Source organism: Gammaproteobacteria bacterium, from assembly GCA_029880545.1.
In the GTDB taxonomy this organism is placed as follows: Bacteria; Pseudomonadota; Gammaproteobacteria; order Acidiferrobacterales; family SZUA-150; genus JAOUOD01.
This window is the reverse complement of the sequence record JAOUOD010000002.1, coordinates 120,136-137,647: the sequence shown is the minus strand read 5'-3', so window position 1 is coordinate 137,647 and position 17,512 is coordinate 120,136. Positions and strand designations below refer to the sequence as shown.

At 52.1% G+C, this 17,512-nt stretch carries 18 protein-coding genes, 2 tRNA genes and 1 pseudogene; 3 read left to right on the top strand and 18 right to left on the bottom strand.

Annotation, left to right across the window (positions count from 1 at the left end; all coding sequences use genetic code 11):
- Positions 1-86: 86 nt before the first annotated feature.
- The 7 genes from OEZ10_02700 to OEZ10_02670 form a co-directional block, all read right to left on the bottom strand.
- The gene (locus OEZ10_02700) at positions 87-614 is read right to left on the bottom strand and encodes a DsbE family thiol:disulfide interchange protein (GenBank protein MDH5631880.1); all 528 of its coding nucleotides are present in this window, start codon (positions 612-614) and stop codon (positions 87-89) included.
- A complete protein-coding gene (ccmE, locus tag OEZ10_02695) occupies positions 611-1,078 on the bottom strand; it encodes a cytochrome c maturation protein CcmE (GenBank protein MDH5631879.1) in 468 nt (155 codons plus the stop codon). The genes OEZ10_02700 and ccmE overlap by 4 nt, the downstream gene beginning before the upstream one ends.
- The gene (gene ccmD, locus OEZ10_02690; GenBank protein ID MDH5631878.1) at positions 1,075-1,242 is read right to left on the bottom strand and encodes a heme exporter protein CcmD; all 168 of its coding nucleotides are present in this window, start codon (positions 1,240-1,242) and stop codon (positions 1,075-1,077) included. Before ccmD ends, ccmE begins: the two co-directional genes overlap by 4 nt.
- Positions 1,239-1,982 carry a heme ABC transporter permease gene (locus tag OEZ10_02685; GenBank protein MDH5631877.1) on the bottom strand — a complete coding sequence of 248 codons (744 nt, stop codon included), beginning with the start codon at positions 1,980-1,982 and terminating at the stop codon, positions 1,239-1,241. Before OEZ10_02685 ends, ccmD begins: the two co-directional genes overlap by 4 nt.
- 60 nt (positions 1,983-2,042) lie before the next feature.
- Entirely contained in the window at positions 2,043-2,717 is a 675-nt protein-coding gene (gene ccmB, locus OEZ10_02680) for a heme exporter protein CcmB (GenBank protein ID MDH5631876.1), read from the bottom strand.
- The gene (gene ccmA / locus OEZ10_02675; protein MDH5631875.1) at positions 2,714-3,346 is read right to left on the bottom strand and encodes a cytochrome c biogenesis heme-transporting ATPase CcmA; all 633 of its coding nucleotides are present in this window, start codon (positions 3,344-3,346) and stop codon (positions 2,714-2,716) included. The genes ccmB and ccmA overlap by 4 nt, the downstream gene beginning before the upstream one ends.
- A gap of 249 nt (positions 3,347-3,595) precedes the next feature.
- Positions 3,596-3,672, bottom strand: a tRNA-Arg gene (locus OEZ10_02670).
- A 71-nt stretch (positions 3,673-3,743) separates the two neighbouring features.
- Between OEZ10_02670 and OEZ10_02665 the strand changes: the two genes are divergently transcribed.
- A complete protein-coding gene (locus tag OEZ10_02665) occupies positions 3,744-4,691 on the top strand; it encodes a flippase-like domain-containing protein (protein ID MDH5631874.1) in 948 nt (315 codons plus the stop codon).
- Positions 4,692-4,756: 65 nt separating this feature from the next.
- Here the strand turns inward: OEZ10_02665 and OEZ10_02660 are convergent, their stop codons facing one another.
- From OEZ10_02660 to ispB, 11 genes and pseudogenes are all read right to left on the bottom strand, one after another.
- Positions 4,757-5,494, bottom strand: coding sequence for a methyltransferase domain-containing protein (locus OEZ10_02660; GenBank protein MDH5631873.1), 738 nt, complete (start codon positions 5,492-5,494; stop codon positions 4,757-4,759).
- A complete protein-coding gene (locus tag OEZ10_02655; GenBank protein ID MDH5631872.1) occupies positions 5,491-6,657 on the bottom strand; it encodes a glycosyltransferase in 1,167 nt (388 codons plus the stop codon). The genes OEZ10_02660 and OEZ10_02655 overlap by 4 nt, the downstream gene beginning before the upstream one ends.
- Complete coding sequence (locus OEZ10_02650) at positions 6,654-7,376, bottom strand: methyltransferase domain-containing protein (protein MDH5631871.1); 723 nt, start codon at positions 7,374-7,376, stop codon at positions 6,654-6,656. The genes OEZ10_02655 and OEZ10_02650 overlap by 4 nt, the downstream gene beginning before the upstream one ends.
- 65 nt (positions 7,377-7,441) lie before the next feature.
- Positions 7,442-8,293: a class I SAM-dependent methyltransferase gene (locus OEZ10_02645; protein MDH5631870.1), complete on the bottom strand. Its 852-nt coding sequence runs from the start codon at positions 8,291-8,293 to the stop codon at positions 7,442-7,444.
- 36 nt (positions 8,294-8,329) lie between these two features.
- Positions 8,330-9,187 (bottom strand): glycosyltransferase family 2 protein, encoded by an 858-nt coding sequence (locus OEZ10_02640; GenBank protein MDH5631869.1) that lies wholly within the window; start codon positions 9,185-9,187, stop codon positions 8,330-8,332.
- Positions 9,184-11,019, bottom strand: coding sequence for a hypothetical protein (locus OEZ10_02635; protein ID MDH5631868.1), 1,836 nt, complete (start codon positions 11,017-11,019; stop codon positions 9,184-9,186). Before OEZ10_02635 ends, OEZ10_02640 begins: the two co-directional genes overlap by 4 nt.
- Positions 11,020-11,579: 560 nt before the next feature.
- A pseudogene (locus OEZ10_02630) lies at positions 11,580-11,702 on the bottom strand (prepilin-type N-terminal cleavage/methylation domain-containing protein).
- A 443-nt stretch (positions 11,703-12,145) separates the two neighbouring features.
- The gene (locus OEZ10_02625) at positions 12,146-13,522 is read right to left on the bottom strand and encodes a sigma-54 dependent transcriptional regulator (GenBank protein ID MDH5631867.1); all 1,377 of its coding nucleotides are present in this window, start codon (positions 13,520-13,522) and stop codon (positions 12,146-12,148) included.
- Positions 13,523-13,540: 18 nt separating this feature from the next.
- Positions 13,541-15,205 (bottom strand): HAMP domain-containing histidine kinase, encoded by a 1,665-nt coding sequence (locus OEZ10_02620; protein MDH5631866.1) that lies wholly within the window; start codon positions 15,203-15,205, stop codon positions 13,541-13,543.
- A gap of 344 nt (positions 15,206-15,549) precedes the next feature.
- Positions 15,550-15,626, bottom strand: a tRNA-Pro gene (locus OEZ10_02615).
- A gap of 32 nt (positions 15,627-15,658) precedes the next feature.
- The gene (gene ispB / locus OEZ10_02610; GenBank protein MDH5631865.1) at positions 15,659-16,627 is read right to left on the bottom strand and encodes an octaprenyl diphosphate synthase; all 969 of its coding nucleotides are present in this window, start codon (positions 16,625-16,627) and stop codon (positions 15,659-15,661) included.
- Between the two features lie 205 nt (positions 16,628-16,832).
- Between ispB and rplU the strand changes: the two genes are divergently transcribed.
- Both rplU and rpmA read left to right on the top strand, forming a co-directional pair.
- Positions 16,833-17,138, top strand: a complete 306-nt coding sequence (gene rplU / locus OEZ10_02605; GenBank protein ID MDH5631864.1) for a 50S ribosomal protein L21 — start codon at positions 16,833-16,835, stop codon at positions 17,136-17,138.
- Between the two features lie 37 nt (positions 17,139-17,175).
- Positions 17,176-17,433, top strand: coding sequence for a 50S ribosomal protein L27 (gene rpmA / locus OEZ10_02600; GenBank protein MDH5631863.1), 258 nt, complete (start codon positions 17,176-17,178; stop codon positions 17,431-17,433).
- Positions 17,434-17,512 lie beyond the last annotated feature (79 nt).

The following is a 17,512-nucleotide window of genomic DNA, read 5'->3' as shown; positions in this document are numbered from 1 at the left end:
CAAATAAAAAGGGCAAGCTTCGCTTGCCCTTTTTTGTTTCCACGAAACTCTTTGAAAGATTCTTTCGGGAATTCTTTGTGAACCGTCTATTCCTGCCTGAGCTTGTGCACCAATGGCAAAATAGTCTGGAACAGTGATTGTTGATCGATCGGGCCGATGTGCTTGTAGCGGATCATGCCATTCTTGTCGATGACAAAGCTTTCCGGTACGCCGTAAACGCCAAGATCAATACTGAACCGGCCGTTCCGGTCGGCAACGGATTGTTCATAGGGATTGCCCATCTGCTGCAAAAAGGCCAGCGCATCGGCGCGCTCATCCTTGTTATCGACGCCAATTATTGGCACCAGGTTCTGGCGCTGAACTTCCATCAATAACGGGTGCTCCTGGCGACAGGCAACACACCAGGATGCCCAGACGTTCAACAGGTACACGCGTCCGAGCAAATCCTTTTTGCCAAGCATTTTTGATTCGTCGTGCACGGTTGGCAATGAGAACTCGCCCAGTGGCTTGCCGATCAGTGGCGACGGAATATGTCGTGGATTCAGCGACAGGCCGATGTATAGCAATACGCCGATGGCCACAAAGGCAATAATTGGTATCAGGAACTTCTTCATTGTTTTGTCTCACCTGCGGCTGTCTCCGCCTGCTTGGCTTCCTTGGCGCGTTTCATCGCGTCTGCTACTTCGGGCGGCATGTAGTTTTCATCGTGCTTGGCCAGTACCTCATCAGCAACAAACTGGCTTTCCAGGCTCGCCATCTTGCCTTGCGTGATCACGCCCTGACCTTCACGGAACAGGTCCGGCAGGATGCCCTTGTAACTGACGGCAATATCCTTGGCGAAGTCAGTGACAACAAAGCTCACGCTGAGACCGTCACCGCTTTTGACCACGCTGCCTTCCTTGACCATGCCGCCGAGGCGAAAGATCTTCTGCATCGGCGCCTTGCCGGCCATGACATCAGACGGTGAATGAAAAAACACCAGGTTGCTCTTGAATGCATCCAGCACAAACAGCGAAGCAACACTGACGCCGATTACGGCCGAGATAATAATGGCAAATTTCTTGTGACGCGGTTTCATGATTCCTGCTCTAGTGCAATCTGTTGTTTGAGTCGGGTGATTTCCTGTTTGTGGCGCACGCGTGCACCGACAATATTGGCAATCAGCACAACGGCGGTGACGCCATAGCTGGTCCAGACGAAAAAGCCGTAGCCACCCATGTTGAAGAATTCGTTCCAGTTCATGATTTCAGCTCCGGCAGGTCGCGTAACCAGCTGGTATGGCGTTCTCGCACCAGGATGATGTGACGCATGCGCATCAGTACCACGGTGAAGAAATAGGTCTTGCAGGCGACAAACATGACCAGCAAGGGTATGAGCATGCTTGGGTGAATCGACGGTTTGACCGCCTTGCTCACCGAGCTGATGGATGCCGGCTGGTGCAGGGTGTTCCACCACTCCACGGAGAAGTGAATGATGGGGATGTTAATGACACCTACCAGCGCCAGGATGGCGGACGCCCGTGCCGCCCGTCGCGGGTCATCGATACTGGCTTCCAGGGCCATGTAACCCAGGTACAAGAACAACAAGATCAGTTCAGAGGTCAATCGCGCGTCCCAGACCCAGTAGGTGCCCCACATGGGTTTGCCCCACAGCGACCCGGTAATCAGGGCGATAAAAGTGAAAGAGGCGCCGATGGGGGCGCAGGCCGAAGCCAGGATTTCTGATAATCGTGTTTTCCATGCCAGGGCAATGGCGCCTGATACCGCCATGACCACGTAGATGAACATGGACATCCACGCAGATGGGACATGGATAAACATGATCCGGTACGACTCGCCTTGCTGGTAGTCCGCCGGTGCCACGAAAAACCCGGTGTACATGCCATAACCGAACAGTATCGCGGTGATGGCGCCCAGCCAGGGAATGAGTTTGCCGGCGAAGGGGTAAAAAATGACCGGTGCCGCGTATTTGGAAAACCACATATTGTTACATCCAGAATCTTGTCAACTGTGTAATTGTTATCGTGCTAGTACGTCTTTAGTCTAGTCCAGGGAAATGCGCAATGCCGATGCTGCGGCCATTGGTGCAAACGTGAACGCCAGGGCCAGTATTGCTGCCAGCAGCGATGTGTGGGCCTGCATTGGCAAACTGTTGGCAACGGCCACTACCGCGCCGGCGCCAAAAATCAGTACCGGAGTATACAGGGGCAAAATCAGCAGAGAAACCAGTACGCCACCACCGCGCAGTCCCAGCGTCAGGGCGCTGCCAATGGCGCCAATCAGGCTCAGGGTCGGCGTGCCCAGCAGCAGGGTCAGGATTAGCGCCCGGGAGCTTTCCGCGTCCAGATTGAGCTGAATGGCCAGCAGCGGCGAGATCAGCACCAGTGGCAGGCCACTGAGCAGCCAGTGGGCAATGATTTTGGCCAATACCAGCAAGGTCAGCGGGCACGGGGACAGCAGCAGTTGCTCCAGCGAGCCCTCGTCGTAGTCGCGGTTGAACAGGCGCGGAAGGGACAGCATGGTTGCCAGGAGTGCGGCTACCCAGATCACGCCTGGCGCCATTTTTTGCAGCAGGTTGGGTTCCGGCCCCACCCCCAGCGGAAACAGGGCTACCACGATGATGAAAAATACCAGTGGGTTCAGCACATCATGCACCCGGCGGAAGGTGGTCACCATTTCACGTTTAAGCGTTGCAGTGAAGGCCTGATAACAGCTCATGGGTTCTTGTAGCCTTCCAGGTTGAGTTCGGAAACGCGCGATTTGCCGAGCTCGAGCCCGTGATGGGCGGTGACGACAAGCATGCCACCTTGATCCAGGTGACGTTCGATTTGCTGGTACAGCACAGCAGTGTTTTGAGTATCAAGACCGCTGAACGGTTCATCCATGATCCACAAGGGTTTTTTGTTCAGCAGCAAGCGTGCCAGCGCCGCACGGCGTTGCTGACCCTGTGACAGTACCCGTACAGGCAGGTGGGCATAGGCCTGCAGTCCGAATAATTTCAGTGCTTCGACCGGACTCATGCCGACCTCGGCCCCGGCGACGCGCGTGCTGAAATCGAGATTTTCCAGGGCAGTCAGGTCCCCGTGCATGCTGTTTTTGTGCCCGACATAGGCCTGGCTGGCGTGGTAATCATCGCTGTTTTCGGCGATGGAATCGCCTTGCCAGGACACCGTGCCTGTGTCGGGCCGGGTCAATCCGCACAGAACACGCAGCAGCGTGGTCTTGCCGCAGCCATTGTGTCCGGTAATGTGCAGGCATTGGCCGGATTCGACGCTGAAGTCAAGGGACCGGAAAAGCGTGCGGTCACCGCGCGAGGCTGCTAGATTGTTGATGGAAAGCGTGGGCACAAATAATACGTATTGTTGTTGGAATGACCTGAGTATAGCGAGGGAATCAGGTCGGGGCTATGGCGTTGCGCCAGTAGTTTGTCGGCAGCAACAGTTTTGTGAGACCAGCATGGCAAACGTCGTTTGCTGCTGCTGTTCAAACCTGCTCCGCAGGCTTGTCGAACGGCCCCGATGACGACGTCGGCCGTTCGAATCGCGTGGTGCTAGACACAGGTGTGCCGGTTGAAATGGTATGGGCGAAGGAGAAAGTGGTGCCCCGGAGACGATTCGAACGTCCGACCTGCCGCTTAGGAGGCGGCTGCTCTATCCTGCTGAGCTACCGGGGCAATGCGGGCGTATTCTAATCGAAAATGGTATTTGTCGAAACAGATCATCGGGAGAATAGTGGCGAGCATTTATGGTCGGGAATAGTGGCTTCTTGCGCAAACTGATCCGGGATTACTCGATGCCGTTGTTCGTCATCATCAGTATTGCCTACGCATCTTTTTATCTTTCCGGTCAGGTTGAGCAGATTAACCGTCATATTCGTTTTGCAATCTGGCCGTTGATCTTCAGTGCGGTATTCCAGTGCATGTTCTGGCTGGTATCGAGTTATATGTGGTCAATGGTTGTATTTTCGGTTGCACCTGTTAAGCCAGGTATCAAAGAAAGTTTTCTGCAGTTAAGTCTTGTGAATCTCGGAAAATATATTCCGGGAAAAGTATGGGGCATGATCGCGCGCGGGTCTCGTCTCGCTCGACAGCACGGGCTGGATACCGAAAAGATCGTTCAGGCAACGTATATAGAACAGGTTTTTCTGATGGGAGCAGGCGTTGTCGTTATGGCACTGCTGGGGGCGGTGCTGTTTGATACCGCGATATTGTGGTTTACAGCAATGACGATTACGCTGCTCGTCGTTATAGCTATCGGGTTTCAGCAGCCCTTGAATCTGTTGATCAGGTTCGCACGGCGATTAGCAGGTAACACGCAGTCAGGGCGCTCGGAAAATTTTGTATTATCGATTTCCAGGCAGTTCCGGTTTCTGGTGATGTACATGCTGGTATGGCTGTTGCTGGGCATGGTGATGTATGGAATATCCTTGTCGCTGCTTCCTGCAGCTCCCGGCTATCATGATGCAGCCATTGTTATTATTGCCTGTATCGCAGGAATGAGTGCCGGGTTCCTGGCGGTTTTCGCGCCGGGTGGAGTGGGTGTGCGGGAAGCGGTAAGTGCCTGGGTTCTGTCTGTTGCAATGCCATTGGCAGACGCGGTCTTGCTGGTGCTGGTGTTTCGTATCTGGCTCGCGATGCTGGAGCTTCTGGTGGGCGGCGGGCTGGTGTTGTTTTCCCGCAGACATTCCGGATGAATTATTCCGGACAAGACCGGGCTCGTGTATCAACAAGTATCGCTTTAGCCAGCTGCGGATCGCTGTCAATCTGAGCGGGCAACAATCAGCATCCTGGCCCGAAACAGACGACCAATGAATGGCAGCCCCATGAGCAGCCGGTCTGCAAGACCGATTATTCGATTATAGTGCGGGAGATATGTTACCTGTATTGCCCTGAACCCGGCTGCTTCGAGCAGCGGCAGGTGCTGGGAGTAGTTTCTGACTGCAATATGGGACTCAAATTGCTTAAGCACGAAATTCCTTGCCTTCATGCGCTCAAGACAGTAACCGGCATTGGGGGTGTGAATGATCAGTTGACCACCGGGTTTGAGAATTGTCTTGGCTGATCGAAAGAACCTGATCAGTGTATCGTCGTAAAGATGTTCTGAAATGTCCATCATCAGCACCTTGTCAAACTTCCCGGCTAACCCGGTGTTATCAGCAAGATGTTCAATGTCTTCTGAACGGAAATCGAGGTTGTGAATATCAGCCTGGCGTGCAGATTTTTGTGCCAGCGAAACGGCATATTCTGATACATCAATACCCGTTCCATGATGGATCTTTCCTGCCATCGCAATCAGGATGTGACCGGGACCACAGCCAAACTCGCATATATTATCTGTTTCAGACAGCTTGATATTGCGTATTATTTGAGTTATGCGCCTATCGTGTTTCGGATAGTTGTTGAAATAGTCTTCATCGTACCATTTATCCAGTTGTTCCCTGGGCATCGTATTTGTCCGGTATTCGGGTGCGGGATTCATGAGGTCTTGCCGTGTCATGAAAGCATTAACTCGTTTATCAATTTGTCTCGAAGGATCTGGTTCGAGAGGTTTGTATCATAGTAGTTTCTCGCCCTTTCGGAAAGCTGCGTGCGCAACTCCGGCGAATCTGCAAGATGTTCAATCTTCCCGGCGAGGGCCTGAGCATCTCCTGCCGGAACGGTAATAACAGGTTTGTCAGTTTCTCCATCGAACATGCGTCTTGCGCATTCAGTGTCGGCCGTAATGATGGCGCGGCCACATGCCATATAGGCGTAATTTTTGAGTGGCCAGACACGCCGGGTTTTCGGTGAGTCGGCGAATATGCCAAGACAAATGTCCGCCGATTGTATGTGCGTTGCCAGCGAGTCCGAGTCCTGCCATTCACTGATCCAGGTAACCCGGTTGTTCTCGTTTTCGCGGATGATTTGCTGGAAAGTGTCTACTGCCTGGCCGGTACCAATAACCACAAACTCTATATCTGGTCGTCTGCCAAGCAAGGCTATAGCCTTTGCAATGACATCCGTTCCCTGTAGTGGGACGAATGTGCCAATGAACAGTACTTTGCATTTCCTGTTGCCGGGACTGTACCGGTTGTAAACGAAACTGGTTTCATCGGTGGCCAGTGGAATGGCTCTGAAACGATCCACATCAATCCGGAAAAGTCCGGTGTAGTACTGCCGGTTTTCCTCGGTATCGACAGTGATGCGGGTTGCTGTTCCGAAGGCGTGCTTTTCGAGCAGAAACAGTAACCGGGCCGGTAATCCACCTGCCATAAGCAATTTTCGGTCACAGACAGCCGTGTCATATATCGAGATAAAACCGTCAGCAATGAGCATTCTTGGCCGCATAAAGCGGGGCAGCAGGGACATGAGTATTAATAATCCTGTGCCCGGGTAAGTGATGTAGCAGATATCCGGTTTTTTCGTCACGCAATAGCGCAATATTACGTATGAATGGGCAATAACGGCACGAACAGCAAGCCGCAGGAACTTGATAGATTTGGGACACAGTCCTGGTTTCTGCCCACTGAATGGTGCTGCTGAATACATCGGCAAAACAATTTCCCGGGTTTCAAGGCGCCCGGAATTCCTGAGCAGATCAACAGAAAAGCGGGTATTGGGGTACGCTGAAGAGTAGAGATGAACACCGAGGATGGTCAGCTTGCGTTTGTTCTGGCTCATGACGATTTCCTTGCCAGGACAATATAGCCGTCTCCAATATTGAATTTTCTGGTCAGATCCTGAACCAGGAAAAACGGTTTCATCAGTAAAACATACGGCAGCTTCCGCACCTTTTTGGCCGCACTTCTTTCGGTTCCGCTGCGCTGGGTGGCATCCTTCCCGGCCAGTGGCGTGCGCCGTTGCTGCACGTAGTAGTACAGTTTGCTGACAGGACTTAAAAAATTGGTTACTGGAAAGCCGTAGGACCAGAATTCACGGATATCAAAACCATTATCCTGAAACTGTTGTCGAAGTTCTTGCTGTTCATATCGCCTGACATGCCCAGCATACTTGTCTGCTGGCCCCCATTTTTTCATAAAGGCCGGAACGGAAAAGATGAAATGTCCACCGGGTTTGAGTAACCGAAATACCGACTGAAAAGCAGCGTTGTCATCGTCGAGATGTTCAAATACCTCGCAGGCAATGATGAGATCAAAACGGGCAGATCCCGTTATATTGTTGAAATCGGAGACAGCCAACGTGGCCCGCGGATTATCTCCGAATCGTGAGCGAAGGGTTTCAATGCTCGTCTCCGATATATCGGTGATGGTTGCCTGTATATCAGTGTAGCGATTGGTCAGATAAAGGCTGACATCGCCCATTCCGGGCCCAATTTCAAGAAACGATTCCGGGGTGCCGGGAATCATATCGATCATCTGGTCAAGCAAAGCGATTCTCATCAGATATCGAGGTGCCGGTGCAGCGAGTGATTCCAGCAAAGAACGACAGTTCTGCGGTGTCATGTTCACGTTTTCGATGGCGGGTTGATGGATACGGAGACGATATTCACGCTTGGCGCCGCATCTTTGTCGATAACGATATCGTCCAGGCTGAAACCAAACCTGGTCTCACTATCGGTTTCAGCATGGCCGGCCCTGGGCAGAAAGCTCTGAATTTTCTTGAGCAGTCCCAGGCTCATTTGCCTGTACCACTCGGGGCAAAACGGAAAGGTGAACGGGTACGCTGCCTTCCTGAGTTTTTCGGTTCGACGGGTTTCGATATCGACAACACTGCCGCGTGCGGTCATGCCATAAAGGGTTGTTTCCGGGAAGCTCCGGGACATCATTCGCAGAAATGTTGCTGGATCGTATTCGGTGATATGAAATATGTTCCAGGGCTTCTGTCCCGGGTACAGTCGGGTGCTGCGATCAGGTGTGGCAATAACCAATGTGCCGCCAGGTTTCAGAACGCGCTGAATTTCGGAAAGAAAGCGATCTGAGTTGCGAATATGCTCAACCACCTGGAATGAAATAACCGTATCGAATTCGTTATCGGTAAATGGCAAATCCGTGGTGTTGATGTCATCTATGTTCCGGTATTCGAGGTTATCTCGCTGGTACCGGGATTTTGCATAGTTAATCGCATCAACGGAAATATCAATGCCAATGATGTGCCGACATTCGGGAGCAATCAGAAATGTTCCGTAACCAGATCCGGATCCGAATTCAAGAACTCTTTTGTTCCTGATGTAAGGTGTGCAGAAATTATAGGTGGCGATATGAAACAGGTAGATCAGGTATCGCGACGCACTGGATTTGTAGTCATCCTCAATAACCCGTTCGCCGGTGCAGGCCAGTTTGCTTGTTTGTGATTCCATGTCGGTGCGATTGTTTGAGTCTGCGAAAGGTTGGAGTTAGTCCCTGTTTTTGTAGAGTAGCGCCGTGATTTGTTCCGATACCAGTCCGATCAGAAAAATCAGAATCGAGGCGACAAACAATAACGCGCTCATATTGGTGAAGCGGCCAAACATTGTATAAGTGTAGAAATAGTAGCCAGATGCGACCGTAAAATGGACCAGGCTGATCGGCAGAAACAGCTTTAACGGCGAATACAGGGTGGCGATCTTGAAGATGATAATCAGGAAGCGCGCGCCATCTCGAAGCAGGTTGATATGGCTTCTGCCGATTCGTTTTGCTGTCTCGATTGGCGTGTATAACACGGTATAACCGGCACGGAAAAAGCACATGGTAATGGTGGTTGGGTATGAAAAACCATTCGGCAGCAGGTGAAGAAATTCCAGGAAAAGCTCGCGTCTGACGGCACGAAAACCCGATGTCAGGTCTTCAATTCTGTGTCCAACCAGCAGGCTGGCAAGCCTGTTATACAGGCTATTGGCGAACAATCTTGCAACACTGGCCTGCCCGGAGGCTTTGCGCGCGCCGATGACCATATCCGCGCCGTTTTTGAATGGTTCCAGGAGTTTTGGGATATCTTCCGGATTATGCTGACCATCGGCATCCATGAAAACAATAATGTCCCCGGTTGCGGCACGGGCGCCGGACTTGATTGCTGCACCGTTGCCTTTGGAGTAGGTATGCCGAACATGCGTCACTGCATGGTCTGCACACAAGACCCCGGTATTGTCATCGGAGCCATCATCAATAACAATAATCTCTGCGCTGCTGTAACAGGACTTAAGCTTGGGAAGAAGCAGTTCAAGGCTTTTGCCTTCATTCTTTGACGGGAGGACTATTGATAGTTTTTCACTCATTTCCGGTTTCTGTCCATGTCATGTTCCAAATCGTCGTGAAGTCTGTCGTATGTATTGACGAGATGCTCGGGAAGACGAGTCTTGCCACCAATTTGTTTTAATGTCGCAAGTGATTCCTGAAATCTGTCGGCATGATGGTAAGCATTTGCCAGCTGTAGCAAATAAGCTGGTTTGGCATCATTTTCCACTGCGCCGCCAAATGATTCGATAGCTTCGTCGATTTTTTTCATATGTAAGTAGTTTTCGCCGAGAATGCTATAAGATTTTGCTACCCATTCTCGGGACAGCTTGACTCTGTTCGACGAAATCATCAATCTGAATGCCTCGACAATCCGGGCATTATCTTCAGGGATTGTCCTCGATTGTTCCATCAAGGCTTCGTACTGCCAGATTGTGACATGTGAATACGGTGTGTTTCTGGCGCAAAATTCCAGTGTCTCCAGATACTCCCTGGGTACAGGTTTGTAAAAGACATAGAGATGTTGCATCAGGCGCATCAGCTGGTGGGGTGGATCAGAGTCAAGTTCGGCAGCTTTCTTGAACAGGTTTTCGGCTTTGTCAAGCTGCCTGCTGTTGTGAAGCAGTATAGCCATATCGGAGTTGGCACGTGCCGAATTGGGGTGGTCCAAGAGCTGAGTCAGTTTCATTCGATATTCATTTGACCAAACAGACGCTCGTGCAAATGTTCCAGCCGAAAAAAGCAAGACTATTAAAACGAATAGGCCAGACCATAGTTTAAGGCTTTCCGGGTTCCTGGCATGGTATAGCAGATAATAAGTCGTAGCGAGAACAGGTCCAAACATGGGGACATAGTTCCGGTGTTCGTGGACAAGCTCAAGTGGCACAACGCTCGACTCAAGACTGTGCCCGGCAAGAAACCAGAATATCGCAAAAGAAATGATTGGCGCCCTATTTCTGAGAATAATTGCAACGACTGGAAGTAGTATCAAAGAAACTACCGAGTAAAGTGTAGACATCGGCTGTGTCATTGACGTCGAAAATGGAAAATAGTCATGATACAAGCCAAGTGCTGACGGCGTCGGGGCTGCGATGAGTTTGAGGTAAAACCAGATTACCCGCGCTTCTGTCATCAGTCGTTCAGCCATATCAAACTGACGCATATCGTAATGATCGAGCTTCAGTACACTGGTGGCGTAAATTGGAGATAAAAGTATGCCAACAATAATAGGGGCAACGTAGAAAGATATTATCGATGTTTTGTAATGCTTTCGGAGACCAATGTTTACAGAAAAGCGAAAGACGAATACCTCGATTATCATTGCATAAAAAAATATCAGTATGCCATTTTCTTTGCTTAGCGCGGATAGAATCCCAAAGCCGGTGAGAGATGCAACCGATATTATGAGACCGTTTCGAATTCCTGCTATCAGTCTGATTCTTCCCAGGCAGTATCCGATAAGCCCGAAAATCAGAAACGTGGCAGAAAGGCTGGTCATCCGCTGAACAATATATAGTACAGAGCTGAGGTTCAGTGGGTGAATTGCCCAAAGTAAAGCCGCTGCTGCTGCTGTCCAATAAGCCAGGCGGATTGACAGCAGGTTACCAGTCTTGTCATGGGTATTCTGAAGTAGCAGATTGGCGAGAACGAATAAACCAAAAGAGTTCAATATATGGATGACAAGATTGGTGGCCTTGTACGCAAAAGGGGATAATTCCGAGAAATAGTAATTTAGCGCGAAACTTACAGTTGATATGGGGCGCTTGAGAGGACCGCTTTCAAGTGACCGAATCGCATCTGCAAGCGCATCCCATGACAATTCAGAAATGTGGATTTTCTTGTTGATAACGATATTTGACATGTCGTCAAACATAAAGGGGCCGCTCAATCCTGGCCAGTAACTGATGGTCGTTATCAGCGCGATTATTGTAACGACGATGTAATTTGAGTGCTTGATCATTTGCAATAACTAGAGCAAAGAAAAAGCCCCCTGTAAAGGGGGCTTTGACTGTGTAGCTTGAAGCTATCCGAATATTATGACTTCGGACGATGTTTCTGAACCACGCCGTTTGGCGCTACGGTGCCAACATGGGAAACAATCCAGCGAATCTGACCGGAATTCTGGCGAGATACAAGGCGCAGATATGGAACAATTGCAGCAGAGTAAGTCGGCAGGATACCGGCATTAAAGAAACAATCAATCTGGGTTGACAGAATTGGGTTGCCGCCATCATCAGTCTCACCGTCGTTAACCAGGGTTACAACGATTTCACTAAGGTTGGTAGAGGCATATGACCCGCTTTGAAGAATACCGACAACGTCATTGTTCAGCGCGGGGCCATTTAATGCACCGGCACCAATAGGCTGAAGCGTGCCGTCCTGGGCTGCCAAGGCTACGTTGGTCTTGATTGCAGCTGAAGAGCCCGGGCAGTCAGAAACACGGGTCTTGGCGATGTAGTCAGAATAAGCCGGGATCGCGATGGCGGCCAGGATACCGATGATGGCCACTACGATCATCAATTCGATAAGGGTAAAACCGGACTGATGTTTTTTCATTGTATTAAGTCTCCAAGTACTAGCTATTTGTGTTTCCGGAAAAGGTGTCCTGGAAAATACCGGTTGCGCCACCCGGGGTTACCTCGTGATGCTGCTCCCGTTGTCTGCAGCGGAATTTGAGAATCAAGAGAGCCTTCTCAAGGAACCGACACTTTCCGTGACAACTTTTCCGATTTCTGAAAAGAGCCGAATAACGGCTCTTGTTCAATGGTGGTATAAAGCAGTTTCCGTGCCAACTTTTTTAGTCGTTCCTAAGTTACCGTTTATCCAAAAGAATTTTCCGTGTGTCGACAATACCTGACATTTTTAGTCAATTATTGCCAAAAGTTATCCACAGGGTCAAGGCTGTACCAATCGACTGAATCGTAACGAGTGACAATTTATGTCATGTGTAAAAAACAGGTGACAATTTTCGCCCGCTACCTTCTGCCGGAACAGGGGAGTCAATCAATCCCCAGTTTTTCCAGCTTGTAGCGCAGCGCCCGGAATGTAATACCCAGCAGTTTTGCTGCCGCAGTCTTGTTTTGACCGGATTTTTCCAAAGCATCGGTGATGCTCTGTCTTTCGATGCGCTCCAGGTAGTCATCCAGGGTCTCCGATTCGAGCCGTCCCGGTTCACCCGCCGCTGCCAGGTCGAATACCGCATTGCTACTGCCTGACTGGCGTAATTGCAAGTCAGCCCGGGTAATCTCGCCACCCTCACACAGGGTGATGGCGCGCTCCAGGATATTTTCCAGTTCGCGGACGTTGCCCGGGAAATCGTATTGGCTGAGTGCGTCAATGGCGGCAGCTGCCAGGGTAGGCATCTTGATGCCATGGGTCTCAGCCAGCCTGGCGGCAACCGCTTCGGCGATAATGGCAATATCTTCACGACGCTCGCGCAGGCTTGGAATGGTGAGTTCAATGACGTTTAGTCGGTAATACAGGTCTTGCCTGAATTTCCCGGTCTGGACCAGTTCGTGCAGATCCTTGTGGGTGGCGCTCAGGATGCGTACATCCACCCGGGTTTCGCTTTGAGTGCCAACCGGCCGGATGGTTTTTTCCTGGATAGCTCGCAGCAGCTTGACCTGCATATGCAAGGGCAGGTCGCCGACTTCGTCCAGGAACAGGGTGCCACCATCAGCCGCCTGGAACAGCCCTTCCTTATCGCTGGAAGCGCCAGTAAAACTGCCCTTTTTGTGTCCAAAGAATTCGCTTTCCATGAGCTGCTCGGGAATGGCGCCGCAGTTGACCGGCACAAAAGGGCGATCGGCGCGTGGGCCAAGATCATGTATCAGGCGAGCTGCCAGCTCCTTGCCGGTGCCGGATTCGCCACCAATGTAAACCGGCGCCTGGCCGCGGGCGAGTTTTTCGATCAGTTTGCGAACGGCATCAATGGTGGCAGACTTGCCGAGCATTCTAGAGGCGCTGTCGGCGGGAGCACGCTTGTCTTTATTGTCAGCCTTTTCCGGTTTGGACAGCTTGAGCGCAGTACGGACAATATTGCGCAAATCGTTCAGGTCGACGGGCTTGGAGATAAAGTCAAATGCACCGGCCTTGAGCGCAGCCACGGCGGTTTCCATGTTGCCGTAGGCGGTGATCACCGCAACGGGAAGATCGGGATGGTTGTTCTGGATCTCTCGTACCAGCTCGATACCGTTACCATCCGGTAACCGCATATCAGTCAGGCACAGGTCGAAATCGAACTGCTTCAGCAGGTAATTGGCTTCCTCGAGATTGGCGGCGGCACGAGTTTCGAGATCCATGCGGCCAAGGGTCAGCTCGAGCAGTTCCCGGATATCCGGTTCGTCGTCAACGATGAGTATTTGTTTTTTTCCCATGTGTGTCACAGACCAGTGTTATGCGCATTCATCAGCCGGAGAGAAGATTATGCGAAATCGGGCGCCTTCAGTATAGCTCGAGACAAGATGCAGGCCACCCCCGTTGCTTTCGCACAGCTCCCGGGAGATGTATAAACCCAATCCTGTGCCTGTCGATGCAGTTGTAAAAAAGGGATCAAAGATATTTTCCGCAATTTCTCTTGGCACGCCTTCACCCGAATCCGTGATATCCAGGTATGGCAGCCCTGATTTGCTGTCGACACCGAGCTCCAGCTCAATTACCGCTTTTGAGCCCTTTCGAGAGTGACGCAGACCATTCTGCACCAGGTTGGTGACCACCTGGGTGAGTTGGTTGGGATCCATGCAGGCTCGCACGTCGGTGCCGCCGTTCAGTATTAGCGTGTCCTTTGGCAGCGAGTGCTCATCAACAAACTGACCGATAAAATGACCAAGCCAGTCATGCAGCTGAATGCGCTCCTGATTTAGTCGATCGCGGCGCGCCAGCTGGGTGATGTTTTCGATAATACGGTTCATGCGCTTGCAGTGATCGAGAATGATTTGTGACAGGCGGGTTTCATCGCTGTTTGCCGAGACCGTTTCACCAAGAAGCTGGGCCGCGTTGGATATGGCCCCCAGCGGGTTGCGGATTTCATGGGCGATACTTGCGGTCAGTCGTGCCAGTGCCGCCATTTTGAGCTGCTGCGCTTGCTGTTTCAGTGCGGCGACATCGCTGAGAAAGATGAGTACGCCATCATTCAGATTCTCGGAAATGGGTTCAAATCGAGGAACTACAGCCTGGCCGTTGCGTGCCACAACCGGCCTTAATTGCTTGCGGCTCGGATACGCCAGCCAGTCCAGCAGCCCGGCCTCAAGGTCTGGCGACAAGTCGGCGAGGCGCCATTCCGGTTTGCCCGGCTCCTGTTCGGGGAGGTCGAAAAAATGCCCGGCACGGGTGTTGTACTGTTTAATCATAAGGTGATTGTCGCAGACCAGTACACCGGCCTGCATACGCTCGATAATCAGGGCATTAATCCTGGAGAGGTTTGAAATATCGGCGCCACGCTGATCGGCAATGGCTTCACTCAGCCTGAGTCGTTGCGCTAGCGTGTAGCCCAATACCGACGCCGTAAACAGGCCCAGGCCCAGCGCGCCCACCTGTGGATAGCCTTGTGAGATGGTGCCGTAATAGGTGTCAGTACCGGTAAGCAATCCCCAGGAATGCTGGATCAACGCCGCTACGGAAGCCAGTGACGCTACAAAAATAGTCATGCGCTTGTTGAGCAGCAGGCTGGCACCGGTTACCGCCACTACCAGGAACAGGCCAAGGCTGCTGGCGAGTCCACCGCTCGCGTGAGTAAGCAGGGTGACGAAAGCCACGTCTGAAAAGGCAAATACGCTGGCCTGGGTCTCGAAGTCCGGTTGGCGAATATAAGTGATGCGTAATCCGAACAGGCTGACAATAAAATAGGTGACGGCGACAATCTGGAACAATACCGGGTCGGTTTTTCCAAAAGGCGTGATCAGATCAATAAACAGTGACCCAAGGCTTGCGAGCCCTGCGATCCCGACCCGGTAGAGATTGAAGTACTGCAACAGGCGCCAGTTGGTGTGGCCTAGCGGCTGATCTGCAGCGACAGCAGAGGCCATTACCTCAATTTCCGGATCAATGTGAGTTTCGGTCATGCGGAAACAACTAGCATAGAAAGCCTGGTTGCGCAAAAGCCAGGCGGTACCTGATTTTCGTCATCAGGCCGGTTTATCCTGATCCCTGTGTTCAGCACAGCAATAGAATTTGCCATGGGCTCGAATGATTTCGTTGTCGGGCACGAATATTCCGCAAGTGGCGCAAGCGCTCATGAGCTTTTCAGGCGGGGGCGGGGAGCCGGATTCGGTGTCAGACTGATCGGATCGAGTGAGCGCCCGACGAATCCGGAACAAAAGCCAAATCGCAATACCAATAAACAGCAGGATTTTAATAACCTGGCCCATGTTTGCGCTCACCAGTGCCGGATCAAAGAATGAAAACCTGGTCGGGGTGAGAGGATTCGAACCTCCGGCCCCTGCCTCCCGAAGACAGTGCTCTACCAGGCTGAGCTACACCCCGTGTCGATTGTTTTGCAGCGATTGCAAGGCTGATCAAAAATCCCGGTGAACGGAAAGTCGCGCCAAGGCCTCAAGCGCGCGTTTGAATGACGAGTCGGGAATAACAGAAATCGCGTTGATCGCGTTTTCGGCCTCGCCTTCAGCCTGGCGCGCAGTGTACGTGATGGAATCGGTGGATTCAATGGCATCGATAACGGCCTCAATCTGGTCAAGCCCGCCGTCTTCAATGGCTTTGCGAATCAGTGAGCGCTGTGCCTCGGTACCTCGGCTCATGGCATGAATCAGTGGCAGTGTTGGCTTGCCTTCCGCCAGGTCGTCACCCAGGTTCTTGTCCAGACTGTTGTTGTTGCGACGATAGTCGAGCGCATCGTCAATCAGCTGGAACGCGGTGCCAAGATGCATGCCGTAGGCAGCCATGGCAGTTTCAACGTGTTCCGGTTGGCCGGTGATTACAGCACCCAATCGCGTGGCGGCCTCAAATAACTTGGCAGTCTTGCTCTGAATGACTTCGATATAGCGCGCTTCCGAGGTGTCCGGGTCGTGGACATTCATCAGCTGCATGACTTCGCCTTCGGCGATGGTGTTGGTGGTGGAAGCCAGGATTTCCATGACGCGCATGTTGTCCACCTCGATCATCATTTCGAAAGCGCGGGAATACAGGAAGTCGCCAACCAGTACGCTGGCTTCGTTGCCGAATACGGCATTGGCGCTGGCCTGTCCCCGTCGCATGTTGGAGCTGTCGACGACGTCGTCGTGCAGCAAGGTGGCGGTATGAATGAATTCGATAATCGCTGCCAGGGTCACGTGATGGACCCCCTGGTAGCTCAGCGCCCTGGCGGCGAGCAGGGTAATCAATGGCCGAATACGCTTGCCACCGTTACCGATAATGTAGTGGCCCAGTTGGTTGATCAGGACGACATCGGAGCTGAGGCGGGTATGGATCAGTTCGTCTACGGCTGCCATGTCATCGGCAGCCAGGGCCTGTATTTCGGCGGAATTCATGGTCTCGGTTCGGGCTTTTTGCTCTGTCCTATATAAAAGGTATCCGCCAACGTCCGGGGAAGGCGCCGCGCAATCCTAGGGAGCCAGCCCGGGGGTGTCAAGATGTTTGACCTTGAGCGTGGCTGCGGCTAGAATTGCCGCCCTTTAGCGCCCCCGCTCACATGGTAGCGGGTGCACAATGACAGATTTATCAGGAGAATCAAGCATGTACGCGGTGATTGAAACTGGCGGCAAACAGTACCGAGTCGCTGTAGGCGACAAGCTCAAGGTGGAAAAGCTGACCGCAGCCGAAGGCGAGTCCGTGAATCTGGATCGTGTACTCATGATTCAGGATGGCGGCAATGTTCAGGTAGGCAAGCCGACCCTGGACAGCAAGGTCAGCGCCAAGGTGGTATCGCACGGTCGTGGCGAAAAAGTCCGCATTTTCAAGATGCGCCGTCGCAAGCATTACCGCAAGCAGGCGGGTCATCGCCAGGACTACACTGAACTGGAAATTACCGGTATCGGCTAATTGCTGGTTCCGTACGATTGCGTAGAGGTTAGACAAAATGGCACATAAAAAAGCAGGCGGTAGTTCACGTAACGGTCGCGATTCGGAATCGAAACGCCTTGGCGTCAAGCGATTTGCCGGTCAGGAAGTGTTGGCAGGAAATATCCTGGTTCGCCAGCGCGGCACCAAGTTCCACCCGGGCACCAATGTGAGCCGTGGCAAAGATGATACGCTGTTTGCCACCAGTCACGGCGTTGTCCGATTCGAGATCAAGGGCCCAAGCAAGCGCAAGACGGTTAGCGTTTACCCGGCTTAAGACTCGACCCTGGAATGGGGAAGTGATCTGAAAACCCCGCCCGGGTGAACCGGGCGGGGTTTTTTCTTTGTGCGGGAAC

What these genes read in the sequence shown, in the direction of transcription:
- OEZ10_02700 (MDH5631880.1), bottom strand. Translation starts at nt 614, where the DNA reads ATGAAGAAGTTCCTGATACCAATTATTGCCTTTGTGGCCATCGGCGTA.
- OEZ10_02635 (MDH5631868.1), bottom strand. Translation starts at nt 11,019, where the DNA reads ATGTTTGACGACATGTCAAATATCGTTATCAACAAGAAAATCCACATT.
- rplU (MDH5631864.1), top strand. Translation starts at nt 16,833, where the DNA reads ATGTACGCGGTGATTGAAACTGGCGGCAAACAGTACCGAGTCGCTGTA.
- OEZ10_02650 (MDH5631871.1), bottom strand. Translation starts at nt 7,376, where the DNA reads ATGAGAATCGCTTTGCTTGACCAGATGATCGATATGATTCCCGGCACC.
- ispB (MDH5631865.1), bottom strand. Translation starts at nt 16,627, where the DNA reads ATGAATTCCGCCGAAATACAGGCCCTGGCTGCCGATGACATGGCAGCC.
- OEZ10_02645 (MDH5631870.1), bottom strand. Translation starts at nt 8,293, where the DNA reads ATGGAATCACAAACAAGCAAACTGGCCTGCACCGGCGAACGGGTTATT.
- OEZ10_02640 (MDH5631869.1), bottom strand. Translation starts at nt 9,187, where the DNA reads ATGAGTGAAAAACTATCAATAGTCCTCCCGTCAAAGAATGAAGGCAAA.
- ccmD (MDH5631878.1), bottom strand. Translation starts at nt 1,242, where the DNA reads ATGAACTGGAACGAATTCTTCAACATGGGTGGCTACGGCTTTTTCGTC.
- OEZ10_02625 (MDH5631867.1), bottom strand. Translation starts at nt 13,522, where the DNA reads ATGGGAAAAAAACAAATACTCATCGTTGACGACGAACCGGATATCCGG.
- rpmA (MDH5631863.1), top strand. Translation starts at nt 17,176, where the DNA reads ATGGCACATAAAAAAGCAGGCGGTAGTTCACGTAACGGTCGCGATTCG.
- OEZ10_02660 (MDH5631873.1), bottom strand. Translation starts at nt 5,494, where the DNA reads ATGACACGGCAAGACCTCATGAATCCCGCACCCGAATACCGGACAAAT.
- OEZ10_02685 (MDH5631877.1), bottom strand. Translation starts at nt 1,982, where the DNA reads ATGTGGTTTTCCAAATACGCGGCACCGGTCATTTTTTACCCCTTCGCC.
- OEZ10_02620 (MDH5631866.1), bottom strand. Translation starts at nt 15,205, where the DNA reads ATGACCGAAACTCACATTGATCCGGAAATTGAGGTAATGGCCTCTGCT.
- OEZ10_02665 (MDH5631874.1), top strand. Translation starts at nt 3,744, where the DNA reads ATGGTCGGGAATAGTGGCTTCTTGCGCAAACTGATCCGGGATTACTCG.
- ccmE (MDH5631879.1), bottom strand. Translation starts at nt 1,078, where the DNA reads ATGAAACCGCGTCACAAGAAATTTGCCATTATTATCTCGGCCGTAATC.
- ccmB (MDH5631876.1), bottom strand. Translation starts at nt 2,717, where the DNA reads ATGAGCTGTTATCAGGCCTTCACTGCAACGCTTAAACGTGAAATGGTG.
- OEZ10_02655 (MDH5631872.1), bottom strand. Translation starts at nt 6,657, where the DNA reads ATGAGCCAGAACAAACGCAAGCTGACCATCCTCGGTGTTCATCTCTAC.